Below are 15837 nucleotides of genomic sequence, written 5' to 3' on the forward strand. Positions count from 1 at the left end.
GGTCGGCCTCAGCGGCGCCAGTCGTTCGTGCCGCCGCCCCATTGGCCGCCGCCGTAGCCGCCGGAACCGAAGCCGGTTCCTTGATCCTGTCCGCTGCCGTACCGGTAGCCGCTTCCGTGACCGCCCCAGCCCTGGTCGCCGGATCCGCTGCCGCCGGGCCGTCCGGGATCGCCCGTGCCGCCGTTCGGCGGGCACGAGTACCAGGCCTGCGGGCAGGATGCGCCTGCCGAGCCGGTCTGCGCGGGCTTCCCGGCCGGGGCGGACGGCTCGGCCGAGGGCGACTGCCGCTTCGAGGCGGACGGCTTCGGGGTGGAGGACGGCGCGGGGGCCGGGGTCTTCGCCGCCTTGCGCGTGCGGAGCGCGTCGGAGGTGTCGGCGAGGGTGCCGCTGCTGTCGGCGTCCCAGTTGACGATCTGCATCTGCGGACCGGGATGCGAGCTGTCGATCACCCAGGCCTGGGCGGTGCCGTCCGCGCGGTTCTTCAGGACCACCGCGCCCGAGCCGTCGGTGGCGGCGGGGGCGAGGGCGAGGTTCTGGTTCCCGCGCGGGACGAGGATGCCCTGGAGGGTGAAGTCGTAGCGGACGTTCTTGGCCTCCGGCGCCGACGCCGCCGCGCACGGCGCCAGCCGCACCGAGAAGCCGAGCTGGGAGTCGAGGCACAGGCCCGGGCCAGCGGTGCTGCGCAGCAGTCCGTCCGTCTCGTACGTCCACTGCTGGTCGGCGGCGGACGAGCAGACGGCGAGCTGCGCCTCGGCGCCCTGGACGGCCTTCCCGCCGGCGATCCCGATGCACAGCCCCGACGACGCGTTGTGCAGCCGGCCGCGCAGGGTGCCCTGGGCGACGGGGTCGGCGCCGGCGAGGGACGGGTCGGCGGAGTCGGTGTCCGGGGCGGAGGCGCGGCCGGGCTCGTCGCCGGCGACCGGGTCGGTGTCGTCACCGCCGAAGGCGGACCAGATGACCAGCGGCAGTACGACCAGGCCGCTGACCGTGAGGACGGCGACGGCGAGGTTGCGGCGGCGGACGCGGCGGGCCGCCTTGAGCGCGGAACGCCGGGAGACGGCGCGGCGGTTCGCGGGCACGATGTCGGTCCCGGGCGTGCGCTCCTGTGCCGCGTGGTCGGGGGCGGCCGTGGAGGGGGTGCCGTCGGTGAACGGGTCGACCGGGGACGCGAAGGGCGCGGCGGAAGCGGCGGGGGGCTCGGCGGGCACGGGCGGCACGGCGTAGGAGTCGTCCGTGAAGGCCTCGCCCACGATCATCGGGGGACGCGGACGCTCGGGCGCCGGGGCGGGCGCGGGATTGGTCCTCAGCTCCCGGTACTCCCCCGCGGCCCAGCCCAGCACGCCCTCGGCGAGCGCGGCGCCCAGGTCGGCCTCGAACTGGCGGAGCTGGTCGGCGGTGTGCGCGCAGTGCCGGCAGCGGTCGAGGTGGCCGCGCAGGTCCGGGTCGACGTCGACGCCGACGCGGCGGCAGGTGACGTCGAGCAGCCGGTCGTAGCGGTGGCATTCCTCCTCGACGGCGAGCTCGCGGTGGACCTGGAGGCACTCCTCGCGCAACCGCTCGCGGGAGCGGCGCAGTTCGATGCGGGCGCCGTCCACCTCCATGCCGAGCAGGGCGGCCGGGGAGGCGAGGGGCTCGGCCTCGGCCTCGGCGTGCCAGAGCAGGCAGCGGGCGGTCTGGGGCAGCCGGTGGAACGCCCGGGAGAGCAGCCGCCGGTTCGGCGGCGGGAGCAGACGGGCGGCGAGCTGTTCGCTGTCGCCCTCCGCGGCGCGCAGTTCGGGGTGGAGCAGGTCGCGGCGGCCGTCGGAGTCCCACTCGGCGGCGATGCGGCGCACGGTGACCAGCAGGTAGGGGCGCCAGGCGGCGGTGGGGCCGTTCTGCCGCAGGGTCTCGCCGAAGAGGCGGGTGAAGGCGGCCGTGGTGAGCATGCCGGCGGCGCGCTCGCCGGCGGCGCAGAGCCGGGCGTAGGCGATGGCCGCTTCCCAGTGCCGGTCCAGCAGTTCACCGACGGGGTGCAGGGCGGGGGACGCCCCCGCCCAGTTCTTCAGCTCGGCGCTCAGCTGTTCGTCCGTCACGTCGAGGCGCCGCGCCGAAGAAGAACTCGACAGGCCTTCGTCTTTCACGGCGGCGTTCCTCCGGGAGGGGGCATACGGCATCAGGTCCATACCGGCGGGTACGGGACCCCGCCGTGGGGGTGACGGGATGCTCTCGCTCAGGATTCGGTGTCTGCGGCGTCCGCGGGACGGAACTCTTTCGAAGATGTGGGGAGGACGGTGAGACACCTCGTGCGCACGTGGGGAAATCGCTTCCGTGCGCCGACAGGGCACACCTTTGCACAGGCGGACCAGGCAGAACAAGTGACCCAACTGTTCCTGTCCGCGCGGCGTTCGAACTGGCTTGACGAACCGTCAACGGGTCGTCCGCGGCTTGTCCGCATTCGGGTCGCTTCCTCTGCCGCCGCGACGGACCGAGGGGGCGACGACCACGGACGAAAAGTGGTTGCCGCCGGTTCGCGGACCGGCTCATCATCGGGCCATGTTCTCGCTCTCAGCCCCTCTGCCGCTGTCGTCCGCCGCCGTTCGTCCGGTGCGGTCCCAGCAGCAGCCCGGGCGTCCCCGGAGGTCCGATCCCGCGCGCCCGTGACGGCCGCGCTCGTCGCCGGCCTGGTCGCGGGGTACGGCATCGCCGTTCCCGTCGGCGCGGTCGGGACGTACCTGGTCTCCCTCACCGCACGGACCTCCCTGCGCACCGGGGTGTGCGCCGCGCTGGGCGTCGCCGCCGCCGACGGGATCTACGCCCTGCTGGCCACGGTGGGCGGCTTCGCCGCCGCCGTGGCGCTGCGGCCGGTGCTGACGCCGCTGCGCTGGGCGTCGGCCGTCGTGCTGCTGGCGCTGGCGGCGTGGAGCGCGGCGACCGCGACACGCCGCTACCGTGCCCACCGTCTCGCCGTCCGGGCGGACCCGCCCCCGCCGAGCCCGGCCCGGGCCTTCCTGAGCCTGCTCGGCATCACCCTCCTCAACCCGACCACGGTGGTCTACTTCACCGCGCTGGTCCTCGGCGCCGGCACTCAGGACGCCGTTCGGCCGCTGGAGCAGGGCGTGTTCGTGCTGGCCGCGTTCGTCGCGTCCGCGAGCTGGCAGGTGCTGCTCGCCGCCGGCGGCGCCCTGCTGGGCCGGGCGCTGACGGGGCGGCGCGGCCGGCTGGCCACGGCGCTGGCGTCCAGCGCCGTGATGACGGTGCTGGCGGTGCGGATGCTGTGAGGAGTGAGCCCGCGCGGACGCGGTACGGATGAAACGCCGCGTCAATGGTGTTGCGATGGGATGCGGTGCGTGCGGGTCCGGCGGCTGTGCCGGCCGGCACGACGACACGACCGAACGCGAGCGAAGGGGACGGATGCCATGCCTCTCGAAGGCGAGTACGAGCCCAGCCCGACGAAGTGGGTGCGCGACCAGGTGGAGCTGTACGAGAGCTCCGGTGGCACGGAGGGGACCACGCTGCAGGACACGGGGAGGCCCGTGATCGTGCTGACCACCCGGGGCTCGAAGAGCGGGAAGATCCGCAAGACGCCGCTGATGCGGGTCGAGCACGACGGGCGCTACGCGGTGGTCGCCTCGCTCGGCGGCGCGCCCAGGCACCCGGTCTGGTACCACAACGTCAAGGCCGATCCCCGGGTGGAACTCCAGGACGGACCCGTCAAGCGGGACATGAGGGCCCGTGAGGTCACCGGTGAGGAGAAGGCCCAGTGGTGGGAGCGGGCCGTCGCCGCGTATCCGCCCTACGCCGACTACCAGGAGAAGACGGACCGGGAGATCCCCGTCTTCGTCCTGGAGCCGACCGACAGCCACTGATTCGAGAAAACCTGCCCTGGACGCACATGGACGCGTCCGGGGCGGGCACGCGAAGGTCAGGCCCCGCCGCGTTCCCCCGTCGCGGCGGGGCTTTCCGCTGCCTCACGGGCGAGACGGTCGGTCACGTCGAGGAAGATCTGGTCAGCCTCCGGGACCGTATGGGCGATGGACCTCTTGATGCGCACGGCGACCTCTTCCACCTGCTCGCTGTCCAGCCCCGGCGCCAGGTCGACGCGGGCCGCCACCAGGGCGGAGTCGAGCCCCGTCTTCATGGTGAACAGCGCCTCGACGCTGTCGATCTCCGGCTGCGCCTGGAGCAGCGCGCAGATGCGGGCGCCGGTCTGAGGGTCGGCGGCCTCGCCGATCAGCTGGTCGCGGGCCTCCCGGCCGAGGCGGTAGGCGACGAACACCAGCAGCACGCCGATCGCGAGGGAGGCGCAGGCCTCCCAGACGACCTGCCCGGTGACCATGTGCAGGACCATGCCGAGCGCGGCCAGGACGACGCCGAGCACCGCGGTGCCGTCCTCGGCGACGACCGTGCGCAGCGCCGGGTCGCGCAGCCCGGCCTTGCCGCCCTGGCGGCGCACCTGGTGCAGGGCCCGCAGCAGCGAGGCGCCCTCGGCGAGCAGGGCGAGGCCCAGCACCGCCAGGCCCGCGACATAGCCGCTGAACTTCTCCTCCGTGCCGGTCCTGAGGGCTTCGACGCCCTGGTAGAAGGAGAAGCAGCCGCCCATGACGAAGATGCCGACGGCCGCGAGGAGCGACCAGAAGAAGCGCTCCTTGCCGTAGCCGAAGGGGTGGCGCCGGTCCGCCGGGCGGCGGCTGCGGCGCAGGGCGGCGAGCAGGAAGACCTCGTTCAGGCTGTCGGCGACGGAGTGCGCCGCCTCCGACAGCAGGGCCGGCGAGCCCGCGAGCAGACCGCCCACGGCCTTGGCGATCGCGATGACCAGATTGGCCCCGAGGGCCACCAGCACCGTGACGCGTGTCCTGCGGTCCGCGGCCTGCTCCGCCCGAGTGCTGCCGCTCGCCGTCTCGCCGGCTGCCTGCGCGGGCCTTTCCGCCGCCTCGTTCGCCGTCGCGCCGCTCGTGGCCGCGCCGCTCTCGCTCTCCCCTTTGCGGGCTGTCCGTGGTGTGTCGTGTTCGGAGGGTGTCCCAGTCACCCAACGGCGGATGCCCCGTCCGGTCGGGCTCACACCGTGCCGTCGGCGGAAAACGGGGAACGCGTTGGAAGGGCACGCACGCACCACGAACTGGAGGAACCATGAGCGGCGGGGGCGACGGGAACAGCGCCTTGGGGCGCAAGACGTTCACCCGGTCCAAGAGCCACTTCGCGGACCGCGTCACCGCGGACGGCCGGGACGGCTGGCCCGTGGAGGCCGGCCGGTACCGCCTGGTCGTCAGCCGCGCCTGCCCGTGGGCGAGCCGGGCGGTGATCTCACGGCGGCTGCTGGGCCTGGAGGACGCGCTGTCCCTGGCGATCGCCGACCCGATCCAGGACGACCGCAGCTGGCGGTTCACCCTGGACCCCGACGGCCGCGACCCCGTCCTCGGCATACGTCACCTCAGCGAGGCCTACGAGAAGCGGGAGCCCGACGCGCCGGGCGGGGTGAGCGTGCCGGCGGTCGTGGACGTGCCGAGCGGGCGGCTGGTCACCAACGACTACCAGCGCATCACCCTGGACCTCGCCACCGAGTGGACCGCCCTGCACCGGCCGGGCGCACCCGACCTCTACCCCGCGGCGCGGCGCGACGAGATCGACGCGGTCATGGCCGAGGTGTACGAGGACGTCAACAACGGGGTGTACCGGGCGGGCTTCGCGACCGGGCAGGCCGAGTACGAGGAGGCGTGCGCCGGTGTGTTCCGGCGGCTGGACCTGATTGCGTCGCGGCTCGCCGGGCAGCGGTACCTCGTGGGGGAAACGATCACGGAGGCGGACATACGGCTGTTCACCACGCTGGTGCGGTTCGACGCGGTGTACCACGGTCACTTCAAGTGCAACCGCTGGAAACTGACGGAGAACCAGGTCCTGTGGGCGTACGCCCGGGACCTGTTCCAGACGCCGGGGTTCGGCGACACCGTCGACTTCGACCACATCAAGCGGCACTACTACCAGGTGCACACCGGGATCAACCCGACCCGGATCGTGCCGCTCGGCCCGGACCTGTCCGGCTGGCTCACCCCGCATCACCGTCAGGAGCTGGGCGGGCGCCCGTTCGGGGAGGGAACGCCGCCCGGACCGGTGCGCGCCGGCGAGGAGGTGCCGGCGCAGGGCAGGCCCTGACCCGCCGGCCCCTCCCCCACTCCCTCAGCCCAAGGCACAAGCACAAGGAGGCACACGTGAGCAAGAAACAGAAACTCCCCCTCGTCTACCAGCCCGTCGGTTTCGTGGTCGGCTGGGCGAGCGGCGCCCTGGCGGGGCTGGCCTTCCGCAAGGTCTGGAAGGCGATCCGGCACGAGGACGACGCCCCCGACGCCCTGGACCAGGACCGCGGCTGGGGGGAGGTCCTGCTCGCCGCGGCGATCCAGGGCGCGATCTTCGCCGCGGTGCGCAGCGCCGCCGACCGCACCGGCGCGAAGGCCATCGAACGGTCCACGGGCGTGTGGCCGGCGAAGGACAAGGGCGGCCGCGACTGAGGCCGCCCGGCCCGCTTCCCTGACACCGCGTGATCGTGAGGCGGTCCGCCCCGGAAGGTTCCGGGCGGACCGCCTCAGCCCTGTTTGGGGGCCGTGGAGGGCACCCGGCGCAGGGTGAAGGAGTGTCCCGCCGGGTCGGCGTAGCCGCGCTCCTCGTACGGGCCCGGCGCGCCCTTGGCGTCCAGCGGGCGGCCGCCGAGCCCGACGACCTTGCGCTCCGCCTCGTCGAGGTCGTCGACGAGGAAGTCCAGGTGCGCCTGGAGGGAGTTCTCGGGGCGGGGCCAGCTGGGCGGGGTCGCGTTGACGTCGCGGCGGAAGGCGAGCCGGGTGCCCTCGGCGCCCCGGATCTCCACGCGGTTGGCGGTGACGTCGGTGTCCTCCGCGTCCAGCAGCCCCTTGTAGAACTCGGCGAGTTTCTCGGGCTCGGCGCAGTCGAGCACCACGACCCCCGCTTTCACCAGTGCCATGTCTCCTCCGCAGGTATCGGACCGGGGACGGTCCGGACCCGCCCCCCGCAACCCCGGATACCCCGCACCCCCGTGTCGTGCACGTCACTCGTCCCCGCCGGGTTTCCTGGACAGTTGTCCAGTTATCGTGGACACCTGTCCAGGAGTGGTGAACGCGTCGGAGACGAGGAGAACGATGGAAACCGTTGCGCAGGTGCTGGTCGGGCTGGTCGCCGCGCTGCACTTCTACATCCTGGTGATGGAGATGTTCCTGTGGCAGAAGAAGCCGGGGCGGGCGCTGCACGGGTTCGACGCGGAGATGGCCCGGGCCACTGCCCCGATGGCCGCCAACCAGGGCCTCTACAACGGGTTCCTCGGTGCGGGCCTGGTCTGGGGGCTGATCGCCGCCGACCCGACCGGCTTCGGCGCTCAGGTGTTCTTCCTCTCCTGCGTGATCGTGGCGGGCGTCTACGGCGCTGCCACGGCGAACCGCCGCATCCTGGTCGCGCAGGCGCTGCCCGGCGCCCTCGCCCTGGCCGCCGTCCTCGTCGCTCGATGACCCGCGGCGAGCCCGAGGACCCGCGGGCCGCCCGCACGCGGTCCAGGCTGCGCGCCGCACTGCTGGCGGAGTGCGCGCGGCGCCCGCTGGCGGAGGTGGGGGTGGCCGCACTGGTGCGGCGGGCGGGGGTGGGCCGCGCCACCTTCTACGTGCACTACGCCGACCTGGAGGCGCTCGCGGTCGACGCCTGCGCCGACGTCGTCCGCGAGGCCGTGGAGGCGCTGCACTCCTGGCAGGGGCGGCCCGACCCGGCGCGGGCCCCGGCGGCGCTGGCGGAGTTCTTCGCCGCGCTCACCCCGCACGCCGCGCTGTACCGCGCCCTGTTGTCCCCGGGGGGCGGCGGGCCGCTCGGTCTGGTGCTGCACCGGGACCTGCGGGAGTACAGCCTGCGGGAGCGGCAGCGGGCGGGAGCGGCGGACGCGCCGCTGGTCGCCTCCGCCGTGGCGGCAACCTTCGCCGGCGTGCTGGCGGACTGGCTCCACGGCCTCCTGGAGGCCGGGCCCGCGGAGATCGCCGACCAGGTGTGGCAGTTGCTGGTGGCCCTGCACGCCAGCCGCTGACTCGGCCGCGGTTCAGGGGCTTGTGAAGGTCAGGACCGGCTTGATGGTCTTGCCCTCGGTCATGTCCCGCACCGCCCGGCCGATGTCCTCGAACGCGTAGGTGCCGATCAGACGGTGCAGCGGAAGCCGGCCCGTCTTGACCAGTTCGACGAGAGCCGGGATGAACGTCTGAGTCTCGCTGTCGCCGAGGGTGAGACCGACTACGCGCTTGCCGCCGAGCAACCCGTTGACGTCGAGGGCGACTTCGGTGCCGAACGGCGGGGCGCCGACGACGACCAGGGCGCCGCGGGCGGCGAGCGTGTCCACGCCCCGGCGGAGCATGCCGACGTTGCCGGTCGTCTCGACCACGCCGTCCGCGCCCCGGCCGCCGGTGATCCCGGCGATCGACTCCGCGAGGTCGGCCAACCCGGAGTCCACTGTGTGGGTGGCGCCCAACTCCTGGGCGAGTCGCAGGCGTTCGGCTATCCGGTCGACGGCGACGACGGTGGTGGCCGGGGAGAGCGCCGCCGCCATGACCGCCGACAGGCCGACCGCGCCGGCGCCGAGGACGACGACCGTGTCGCCGGCGGCCGGCCGCAGCACGTTCCAGACCGCGCCGACTCCGGTCTGAACTCCGCAGCCGAGCGGGGCGATCGACGTCAGCGGCACGTCGCGGTCGACCTTGACGAGGCTGCGCTCGTCGGCCAACGCCCGTTCGGCGAAGGAGGACTGGCCGAAGAAGTGGCCGCCGAGGGGTTCGCCGTGCCGGCCGAGGGTGCTGCTGCCGTCCGCGCGGCGGCCGCCGAGGAGGTTCAGCGGCAGCCAGGCGGAGCAGTAGGCCGGATGCCCGCCATGGCAGTTGCGGCAGTCGCCGCAGGAGGTGAAGGACAGCACGACATGGTCGCCGGGGGCCACCCGGGTGACGGCCGCACCGACCGCCTCCACCACGCCGGCGCCCTCGTGGCCGAGGACCCCGGGCAGCGGGAAGGGCAATCCGCCGCTCGCCACGCCGAGGTCGGTGTGGCACAGGCCGGCGGCCACCAGACGGACCACCGCCTCGTGCGGTCCGGGGTCGTCGAGGACGACGTCGCAGAGGGTGAAGGGCGCGCCGCCGGACTCGACGACGGCGGCGCGGGTGGTGAGGGGCATCGTGCGAACTCCCTTGATTCATACAGCCGTCGGCGAGGTCAGCCCAGTGAGACGACGACGGACTTGACCTTGGTGTAGGAGGCGAGCGCCTCGGGGCCGTACTCGCGTCCGAAACCGGAGTCCTTGACGCCGCCGAAGGGGACGGCGGGGTCGAGCATCGCCCAGTCGTTGACCCAGACGATGCCGGCCTGGAGCCGGTCGGCGACCCGGTGGGCGCGCGCCAGGTTGCTGGTCTGCACGCCCGAAGCGAGCCCGTACGGCGTGGAGTTGGCGAGCGCGACGGCCTCGTCCTCGGTGTCGAAGGGCTGGACGGTGAGGACCGGGCCGAAGATCTCCTCCTGGACGACCCGGGAGTCGCCCGGCAGGTCGGCGATGACGGTCGGCTTGTAGTAGTAGCCGCCGTCGAGGTCGAGCCGCTCACCGCCGCAGACGATGCGGCCGCCCTCCTCGCGGGCGAGGGCGACGTACCTTTCCACCTTGTGCAGGTGCCTCTCCCCCGCCATCGGGCCGACCACGGTCTCCGGCTTCCGCGGATCACCCACCGGGACGCCGGGGACGGCCTCGGCGAGGATGCTCAGCAGGGTGGCGTGGACCGGGCGGGCCACGAGCAGACGCGGGCCGCCCATGCAGAACTGGCCGGTGTTGAAGACGAAGCCCTTGATGATCGCGCCGACGGCGTTCTCCAGGTCGGCGTCCTCGAACACGATGTGCGCGGCGTTGCCGCCGAGTTCCATGGTGACGGGCTTGAGGGACTCGCCGGCGACGCTCGCGGCGTGCCGGCCGACCGCGGTGGAGCCCGTGAAGGCGATCTTGTCGACGCCGGGGTGGCGCAGCAGGGCCTCGCCGGCGACCGGGCCGGCGCCGGTGACCACGTTGACCACTCCGTCGGGGACGCCGGCGCGCTGGAGCAGCCCGGCCATGTACAGGGCGCTGAGCGGGGTCTCGTCGGCGGGCTTGTGGACGACCGTGTTGCCGGCGGCGAGGGCGGGGGCGAGCTTGGACCCGGCCAGGATCAGCGGGAAGTTGAACGGGGTGATCGCGGCGACCACCCCGAGGGGGCCGCGCTTGGTGTACGCGTGCGCGTTGAACGGTACGTCGCGAGTGGCGCCGTCCAGCGCGAAGGCGAGGGAGGCGTAGTACTCGTAGTCGTTCGCGGCGTTGGTGACGTCGACCGCGTGGGCCAGGGTGACCGGCTTGCCGACGTCGAGGCTCTCCAGCCGGGCGAGCTCGTCGGCCTCGGCGCGGATCAGTTCCGCCACGCGGTACAGCACGCGCCCGCGCTCCCGGCCGCTGAGCCCGGACCAGTGCCCGTCGTCGAAGGCCTCGCGGGCCGCGCGCACGGCGGCGTCGACGTCGGCGGCGCCCGCCTCGGCGACGGTGGTCACGACGGCGCCGCGGGACGGGTCGACCACCTCGGTGCGCGCTCCGTCGGCGGCCTCGCGCCACCGTCCGCCGATGAAGAGCCGGCCGGGGTCGATCTCGAAGGTGGTCATCGCCGCTCCTCAGCATCGTCGCCAAGTTTTCAAGTAACAGGATTCCTGTTGGTTCGCAGTCTCTTCACAGACAGGATTCCTGTCAATGCTCTAGGCTCCTCCTCATGGCCGGCATCCGGGCGACCAAGACATCCCCGTCCCTTCTCTACATGGTGAAGCAGGTGGAGCTCGTCGTGCGCTCCCACCTGGACGAGCTGGTCAGGCCGTCCGGGATCACGGCGTTGCAGTACACCGCGCTGACCGTGCTGGAGCGGCACGACGGACTGTCGGCGGCACAACTGGCGCGGGACTCCTTCGTGACCGCCCAGTCCATCGCCGACCTGGTGCGCTCCCTGGAGGGCCGGGGCCTGGTGCGCCGCGAGCGCAACCCGCGCAACCGCCGGGAGCTGCTGATCCTGCTCACCGAGGAGGGCCGGGCGCTGCTCGCACGGTACGAGGGGCCGGTGCGGGAGCTGGAGGAGCGGATGGTGCGTGACCTCACGGCGCACCAGGGCGAGCAATTCCGGCTGGCACTGTCCAAGGCGTGGCAGGCCCTGTCGTAGCACGTCGTACGCCGCGCGCCCGCGTACGCCCCCTTTCCGACCATCTTCGCTCACGGTGTGACCAAATATGCGCAGAGTCGGTTGCAATTCAAAGACATATGTCAATCGAACATGCTGGAATTCACTCCATCGGGGGTAACTTGCTGGGGCGGGGAACTGCTGTGCGCTCCCCCGCCGTTGGAGGCTCCCGACCGGTGGAGCGCGGTGTTGGAGGCGATGTCGTCGTGCAGCAGGAACCCACCGCGGACACCCCGCATCTGCGCGTCCGTGAGGACCGGGGGTACACGGTGCTGGAGTTCCGGGGAGAGATCGACCTCCTCGCCGCGACCGAGATCGGCCCGCACCTCGACGCCGCCACGGCGTCACCCGCCCCCCGGGTCGTGATCGACCTGAGCGGGATCGAGTTCTTCGACTGCTCCGGACTGCGCCTGCTCTACCGCGCCCGCGGCCGGGTCGTGGACCGCGGCGGGCATCTGCACCTCGTCTGCGCCCATCCGCTGACCCTGCGCGTCCTGCGGGCCACCGGCCTGTCCCGGCTGCTGCCCCCCGCGCCGACCCTGGACGCCGCCCTGGAACGGCCCGGGGCCGCCTCGGGTTCGTTATGACCCTGCGGACCACCCTCGGCATGCCCTCCCGGGCCCCCTCGAACGCGCCCCCGCCCGTCAGTCCCGCGGCCCCTCGAACAGGGCGCTGACCGACTCCCCGTTGTGGATGCGGCGCACGGCCTCCGCGAGCGCCGGCGCGATGGACAGGATCCGCAGCTTGTCCGTGTGCTCCTCGGACGGCACCGGCACGGTGTTCGTGCACACGATCTCCAGCACGTCGGGCTGCTCGCTGAGCCGCTTGAGCGCGCCGGCCGCGAACAGGCCGTGCGTACAGGCCACGCGGACCGACCGCGACCCCAGCTCCCTCAGCCGGTCCAGCAGTTCCAGCACGGTGCTGCCCTTGGCGATCTCGTCGTCCAGGACGATCACGTCCCGCCCCGCGACCTCCCCGATCACGGAATTGATGCTGACCCGGTCGTCCGGATAGCGCTGCTTGGCGCCGGCCGCCACCTGGGCGCCGATCATCCGGGCGAAGGCGGCGGCCTCCTTGGCGTTGCCCAGGTCGGGCGAGACGACGGTGGTGCGGGAGAGGTCGTGGCGGCGGAAGTGGGCGGCCAGCTCACGTCGGGCGTGCAGATGGTCGACCGGCATCGAGAAGAAGCCGTGCACCTGCGGGGCGTGCAGCGTCATGGCGAGGACGCGGTGGACGCCGGCGGCGGCCATCAGGTCGGCGACCAGCCGCCCGCCCAGCGAGATACGGGGCGCGTCCTTCTTGTCGGAGCGGGCGTAGGAGTAGTGCGGCATCACCACGGTGATCCGGCCTGCGGACGCGCCACGGGCCGCGTCGCACATCAGCAGCAGCTCCACCAGATGCTCCTGCACGGGCCTGACCAGGGGCTGGACCAGGAAGACGTCCCGCTCCCGGCAGTTGGCCTGGAGCTGGACCTCCAGGCAGTCGTTGGCGAACCGGCTCACCCGGGTGGGGCTCAGGGGGACGCCGAGATGGGCGCAGACCTCGGCGGCCAGCTCGGGATGGGCACTGCCGCTGAACACGGAGATGTCTCGCACGATCGGCTCCTCGCATGACCTCGGTCCGGCGGGCTCTCCTGCTCCGATCTCACATGCTGACGGATCTTCCCCGCCCCGTCATCCTCACCGTCCCGTGAGGCGGGACACCTCCCGGACGGGCGCCGCGCGGACTCCCTCAGGGCCCGCTCGCCCGCCGTACGCCTCCCCCCTTCGTCACAGCTCCTCAACAACGCGGTCTGACACGGGGATCGGCGGGCATCCGGTGAGCAGGAAGGAGGAGCGTCGACATGACGACTTCCATCAAGAGCGCTCCCCGGCGCATGCCCGGCTGGGCGAAGGCGCTGACGGCCGTCGTGGTCGTGCTCGCCGTGATGTTCGCCGGGATCCGGCTGAGCCTGCTGCCGGGACTGCGGGACTTCTTCGGCACCGAGACCCGGGACCGCACGGGCCCCGCCCTGCTCCAGTCCATCCAGGACATGAGCCGCTACGAGGCCGCCTCGGGCAACTTCCAGGTCGTGGTGGACCTGGAGAAGGACGCGAAGTTCCTGCCCGACGCGGTCCGCGGCACCCGCACCCTGTACGTCGGGGCGGGCACCGTGGACGCCTACGTCGACCTCGGCCAGGTCGGCGACAAGGACGTGACGGTCGACGAGGACCGCACGTCGGCGACGCTCCGGCTGCCGCACGCGCGGCTGGGCACCCCGGCCCTCGACCCCGACCGCTCCTACGCGGTGTCCAAGCAGCGCGGTCTCCTCGACCGCCTGGGCGATCTGTTCTCGGACAACCCCAACGGCGAGCAGGCCGTGCAGAAACTGGCGGTCAAGCACATCGGCGACGCGGCGAAGGACAGCGGGCTGACCGCGCGCGCCGAGGCCAACACCACCGACATGCTCCAGGGCCTGCTGCGCTCCCTCGGCTTCAAGGAGGTGCGCGTCTCCTACGGCGCCTGACTTGGGGCGGGACCGGCGGCATTCTCGGATCGTTCGCGGGTAACCGCGTTATCACGCAGCGAAGTTGAAGACTGGAGGACCGCATGGCACGGGCAGCTCTATCTCCGCGGACCGCCGCCGTGCGCGCGCGGAGCATGTTCCGCCTGCGCACCGCCGGATCCGCGAAACCGGCGACAGCGGCGCCCCCGGCGCGTCAGGAGCCGACGCAACGGACGGAGCGGCAGGAGCGGACGACCGGGCGGCGGTCCCGGCCCGAGCGCCGGCCGCTGCCGCTCCCGCTGCGGGCCCTGGCCATGCTCGCCGCCTTCGCGTTCATGGTGGGCTTCGCGGTCGTGCTCGCCCGCCTCACCCTGGAGCCCTCCCCCGCCTCCGAGGCGCTCATCCACACCAACATGAAACCGGGGCGCTCCCTGCGCGCCTACCTGGACCAGCCGGAACTGCGCGACGCGGTGAAGCAGATCGGCGGGAACCTGCTGCTGGGCGTGCCGTTCGGCGTGCTGGTGCCGGTGGTCGCGCCGCAGACGCGCGGTGTGCTCCGCGTGCTGCTGCTGACGGCGACGGTGATGCTGCTCGTGGAGTGCGCGCAGGGCGCGCTGGTGACCGGACGCGCCTTCGACATCGACGACGTCATCCTCAACACGACCGGCGCCCTGATCGGCTACCTGCTCATCGGCCGTCGGATGAGCCGGGCCGTGCACGCGCGCGTGCGGCGCGCCTGACGCCCGCGGCGGCGGGCGGGCTCAGCGCGGCGACCAGGTGTAGCGGTCGCCGCCGACCCAGCGCACCACGTCCGGGTCGTCCAGGTCGTGGACCGTGATGCCGAATGCGGCGGCTGTCTGCAGGACGTCGGTGACGTTCCTCGCCTCACCGACCACCTCGCCGTCGATTTCCACGATGCGGAACGGCGACGTGCCCGGCTGCACTCCGAGCACCGTCACCCGCGGGTGGGAGATGTAAGGGCTCGCACTTTCGGTCATGACATCGAGAGTAGAGCGACACCGACCGGCGTGAGGTGTTGGATCACGCTCCGGTTCACGCTTCGAGCAGCTCCGGCACCGCCGCCTCGGCCCCTCCCTGCGTCGCCGGCCGTCCGAAGTCCCCGTGCTCGCCCAGCCGGGTGAGCGACGGGGCGACGGTACGGCCCTCGTCGAAGAGCTCGAAGACGCGCGGGTCGATGTAGGAGGCCCGGCACACCGCGGGGGTGTTGCCGAGGTACCGGCTGACCTCCCGCACGGCCCGCGCGGTCTGCCGCCGGCGGGCGGCGGCGGTGGCGCGGGCCTCCCCCGTGGTGACCGAGAGGGCGACCGCGGCGAGCACGGTGGCGTGCCAGGTGCGGAAGTCCTTGGCGGTGATCTCGGTGCCGGCCAGCCGCCGCAGCGCCTCGTTGAGGTCGCCGCCGTGCAGGTCGTGCCAGCCGCCGCCCTCGTAGAAGGCCAGCAGCCGGTCCCCGCCGCGTCGGCGGCGCAGCAGCGCGCGGACCACGGCGTGCGCCTGGTCGTCCACCAGGGCGCGGACCACCTCGGCGCCTCCCTTGGCGGGGAAGCAGAACGCCAGCTCGCCGTGGCCGCAGGTGACGTGCTCGCACAGCATCGTCGTCAGGCCGTACGTCTCGCTGGCGCGGGTGTGCCGGTCGCTGCCGATGCGGAAGAAGCCGAGGTCGAGCAGGCGCACGGCGCAGGCGGTGACCCGGGCCCGGCTCAGGCCTCGCCCGGTGAGGTCGGCGCGGACCTGTGCGCGCAGCTCGGGCAGGGCGTGGGCGACCTGGCGGACGTGCTCGTGCTTGGCCTGCTCCTGCCGGGCGCGGAACACCTCGTGGTACAGGTACTGACGGCGGCCTGCGGCGTCGGTGCCGACGGCCTGGAGGTGGCCGTCGGGCCAGGGGCAGATCCACACGTCGCGCCAGGCGGGCGGGATGGTCAGGGCGCGGATCCGCTCCAGGTGCCCGGGGTCGGTGAGGGGATCGCCGCGCTGGTCCCGGTAGCGGAAGCCGCGACCGCAGCGGACCCTGCCGAAGCCGGGCCGGTCCCAGTGGCTCGTACGCAGTCTCATCGGCGTTCTCGCGTTCTCCTCGCGGCGCCCCGGACGCTTCCCGGCGCGCTCTGCGCT

18 protein-coding genes are annotated in these 15837 nt (G+C 73.1%); 10 read left to right on the forward strand and 8 right to left on the reverse strand.

Annotated elements, in window-relative coordinates:
* Positions 1–8 precede the first annotated feature (8 nt).
* Positions 9–2120, reverse strand: coding sequence for an RICIN domain-containing protein (locus tag ACIOC0_RS30450; RefSeq protein WP_402158950.1), 2112 nt, complete (start codon positions 2118–2120; stop codon positions 9–11).
* Between the two features lie 516 nt (positions 2121–2636).
* Here ACIOC0_RS30450 and ACIOC0_RS30455 point away from each other — a divergent pair.
* Positions 2637–3257: a LysE family transporter gene (locus ACIOC0_RS30455; RefSeq protein WP_402158951.1), complete on the forward strand. Its 621-nt coding sequence runs from the start codon at positions 2637–2639 to the stop codon at positions 3255–3257.
* A gap of 138 nt (positions 3258–3395) precedes the next feature.
* Positions 3396–3845, forward strand: coding sequence for a nitroreductase family deazaflavin-dependent oxidoreductase (locus ACIOC0_RS30460; RefSeq protein WP_402158952.1), 450 nt, complete (start codon positions 3396–3398; stop codon positions 3843–3845).
* Positions 3846–3901: 56 nt separating this feature from the next.
* On the opposite strand, the gene ACIOC0_RS30465 is transcribed toward ACIOC0_RS30460, so the two are convergent.
* Complete coding sequence (locus tag ACIOC0_RS30465) at positions 3902–4819, reverse strand: cation diffusion facilitator family transporter (RefSeq protein ID WP_402159075.1); 918 nt, start codon at positions 4817–4819, stop codon at positions 3902–3904.
* 287 nt (positions 4820–5106) lie between these two features.
* Here ACIOC0_RS30465 and ACIOC0_RS30470 point away from each other — a divergent pair, with 287 nt between their 5' ends.
* Both ACIOC0_RS30470 and ACIOC0_RS30475 read left to right on the forward strand, forming a co-directional pair.
* Entirely contained in the window at positions 5107–6126 is a 1020-nt protein-coding gene (locus ACIOC0_RS30470) for a glutathione S-transferase family protein (RefSeq protein WP_402158953.1), read from the forward strand.
* Between the two features lie 56 nt (positions 6127–6182).
* On the forward strand, positions 6183–6479 hold the full coding sequence (locus tag ACIOC0_RS30475) for a DUF4235 domain-containing protein (protein WP_351099883.1): 297 nt from the start codon (positions 6183–6185) through the stop codon (positions 6477–6479).
* 74 nt (positions 6480–6553) lie between these two features.
* Here the strand turns inward: ACIOC0_RS30475 and ACIOC0_RS30480 are convergent, their stop codons facing one another.
* Positions 6554–6946 (reverse strand): VOC family protein, encoded by a 393-nt coding sequence (locus ACIOC0_RS30480; RefSeq protein WP_402158954.1) that lies wholly within the window; start codon positions 6944–6946, stop codon positions 6554–6556.
* Between the two features lie 175 nt (positions 6947–7121).
* On the opposite strand from ACIOC0_RS30480, the gene ACIOC0_RS30485 reads away from it, so the two are divergent.
* Together ACIOC0_RS30485 and ACIOC0_RS30490 are read left to right on the forward strand one after the other, a co-directional pair.
* Entirely contained in the window at positions 7122–7484 is a 363-nt protein-coding gene (locus ACIOC0_RS30485) for a DUF1304 domain-containing protein (RefSeq protein ID WP_402158955.1), read from the forward strand.
* Complete coding sequence (locus tag ACIOC0_RS30490) at positions 7481–8044, forward strand: TetR/AcrR family transcriptional regulator (protein ID WP_402158956.1); 564 nt, start codon at positions 7481–7483, stop codon at positions 8042–8044. Before ACIOC0_RS30485 ends, ACIOC0_RS30490 begins: the two co-directional genes overlap by 4 nt.
* A gap of 12 nt (positions 8045–8056) precedes the next feature.
* Here the strand turns inward: ACIOC0_RS30490 and ACIOC0_RS30495 are convergent, their stop codons facing one another.
* On the reverse strand, positions 8057–9172 hold the full coding sequence (locus ACIOC0_RS30495) for an NAD(P)-dependent alcohol dehydrogenase (RefSeq protein ID WP_402158957.1): 1116 nt from the start codon (positions 9170–9172) through the stop codon (positions 8057–8059).
* A gap of 38 nt (positions 9173–9210) precedes the next feature.
* Positions 9211–10665, reverse strand: a complete 1455-nt coding sequence (locus ACIOC0_RS30500) for an aldehyde dehydrogenase family protein (protein WP_402158958.1) — start codon at positions 10663–10665, stop codon at positions 9211–9213.
* 104 nt (positions 10666–10769) lie between these two features.
* On the opposite strand from ACIOC0_RS30500, the gene ACIOC0_RS30505 reads away from it, so the two are divergent.
* Both ACIOC0_RS30505 and ACIOC0_RS30510 read left to right on the forward strand, forming a co-directional pair.
* The gene (locus ACIOC0_RS30505; RefSeq protein ID WP_402158959.1) at positions 10770–11207 is read left to right on the forward strand and encodes a MarR family winged helix-turn-helix transcriptional regulator; all 438 of its coding nucleotides are present in this window, start codon (positions 10770–10772) and stop codon (positions 11205–11207) included.
* A 224-nt stretch (positions 11208–11431) separates the two neighbouring features.
* Positions 11432–11812, forward strand: coding sequence for an anti-sigma factor antagonist (locus ACIOC0_RS30510; RefSeq protein ID WP_402158960.1), 381 nt, complete (start codon positions 11432–11434; stop codon positions 11810–11812).
* A 57-nt stretch (positions 11813–11869) separates the two neighbouring features.
* On the opposite strand, the gene ACIOC0_RS30515 is transcribed toward ACIOC0_RS30510, so the two are convergent.
* On the reverse strand, positions 11870–12820 hold the full coding sequence (locus ACIOC0_RS30515; protein ID WP_402158961.1) for a ribose-phosphate diphosphokinase: 951 nt from the start codon (positions 12818–12820) through the stop codon (positions 11870–11872).
* Positions 12821–13068: 248 nt separating this feature from the next.
* On the opposite strand from ACIOC0_RS30515, the gene ACIOC0_RS30520 reads away from it, so the two are divergent.
* Together ACIOC0_RS30520 and ACIOC0_RS30525 are read left to right on the forward strand one after the other, a co-directional pair.
* Positions 13069–13731 (forward strand): DUF4230 domain-containing protein, encoded by a 663-nt coding sequence (locus ACIOC0_RS30520; protein ID WP_352247458.1) that lies wholly within the window; start codon positions 13069–13071, stop codon positions 13729–13731.
* A gap of 83 nt (positions 13732–13814) precedes the next feature.
* Entirely contained in the window at positions 13815–14450 is a 636-nt protein-coding gene (locus tag ACIOC0_RS30525; protein ID WP_402158962.1) for a VanZ family protein, read from the forward strand.
* Between the two features lie 21 nt (positions 14451–14471).
* Here the strand turns inward: ACIOC0_RS30525 and ACIOC0_RS30530 are convergent, their stop codons facing one another.
* Positions 14472–14708, reverse strand: a complete 237-nt coding sequence (locus ACIOC0_RS30530; protein WP_402158963.1) for a hypothetical protein — start codon at positions 14706–14708, stop codon at positions 14472–14474.
* A gap of 55 nt (positions 14709–14763) precedes the next feature.
* Positions 14764–15780 (reverse strand): DNA topoisomerase IB, encoded by a 1017-nt coding sequence (locus ACIOC0_RS30535; protein WP_402158964.1) that lies wholly within the window; start codon positions 15778–15780, stop codon positions 14764–14766.
* Between the last annotated feature and the right edge of the window lie 57 nt (positions 15781–15837).

It is taken from the genome of Streptomyces sp. NPDC088254 (assembly GCF_044740925.1).
Lineage (GTDB): Bacteria > Actinomycetota > Actinomycetes > Streptomycetales > Streptomycetaceae > Streptomyces.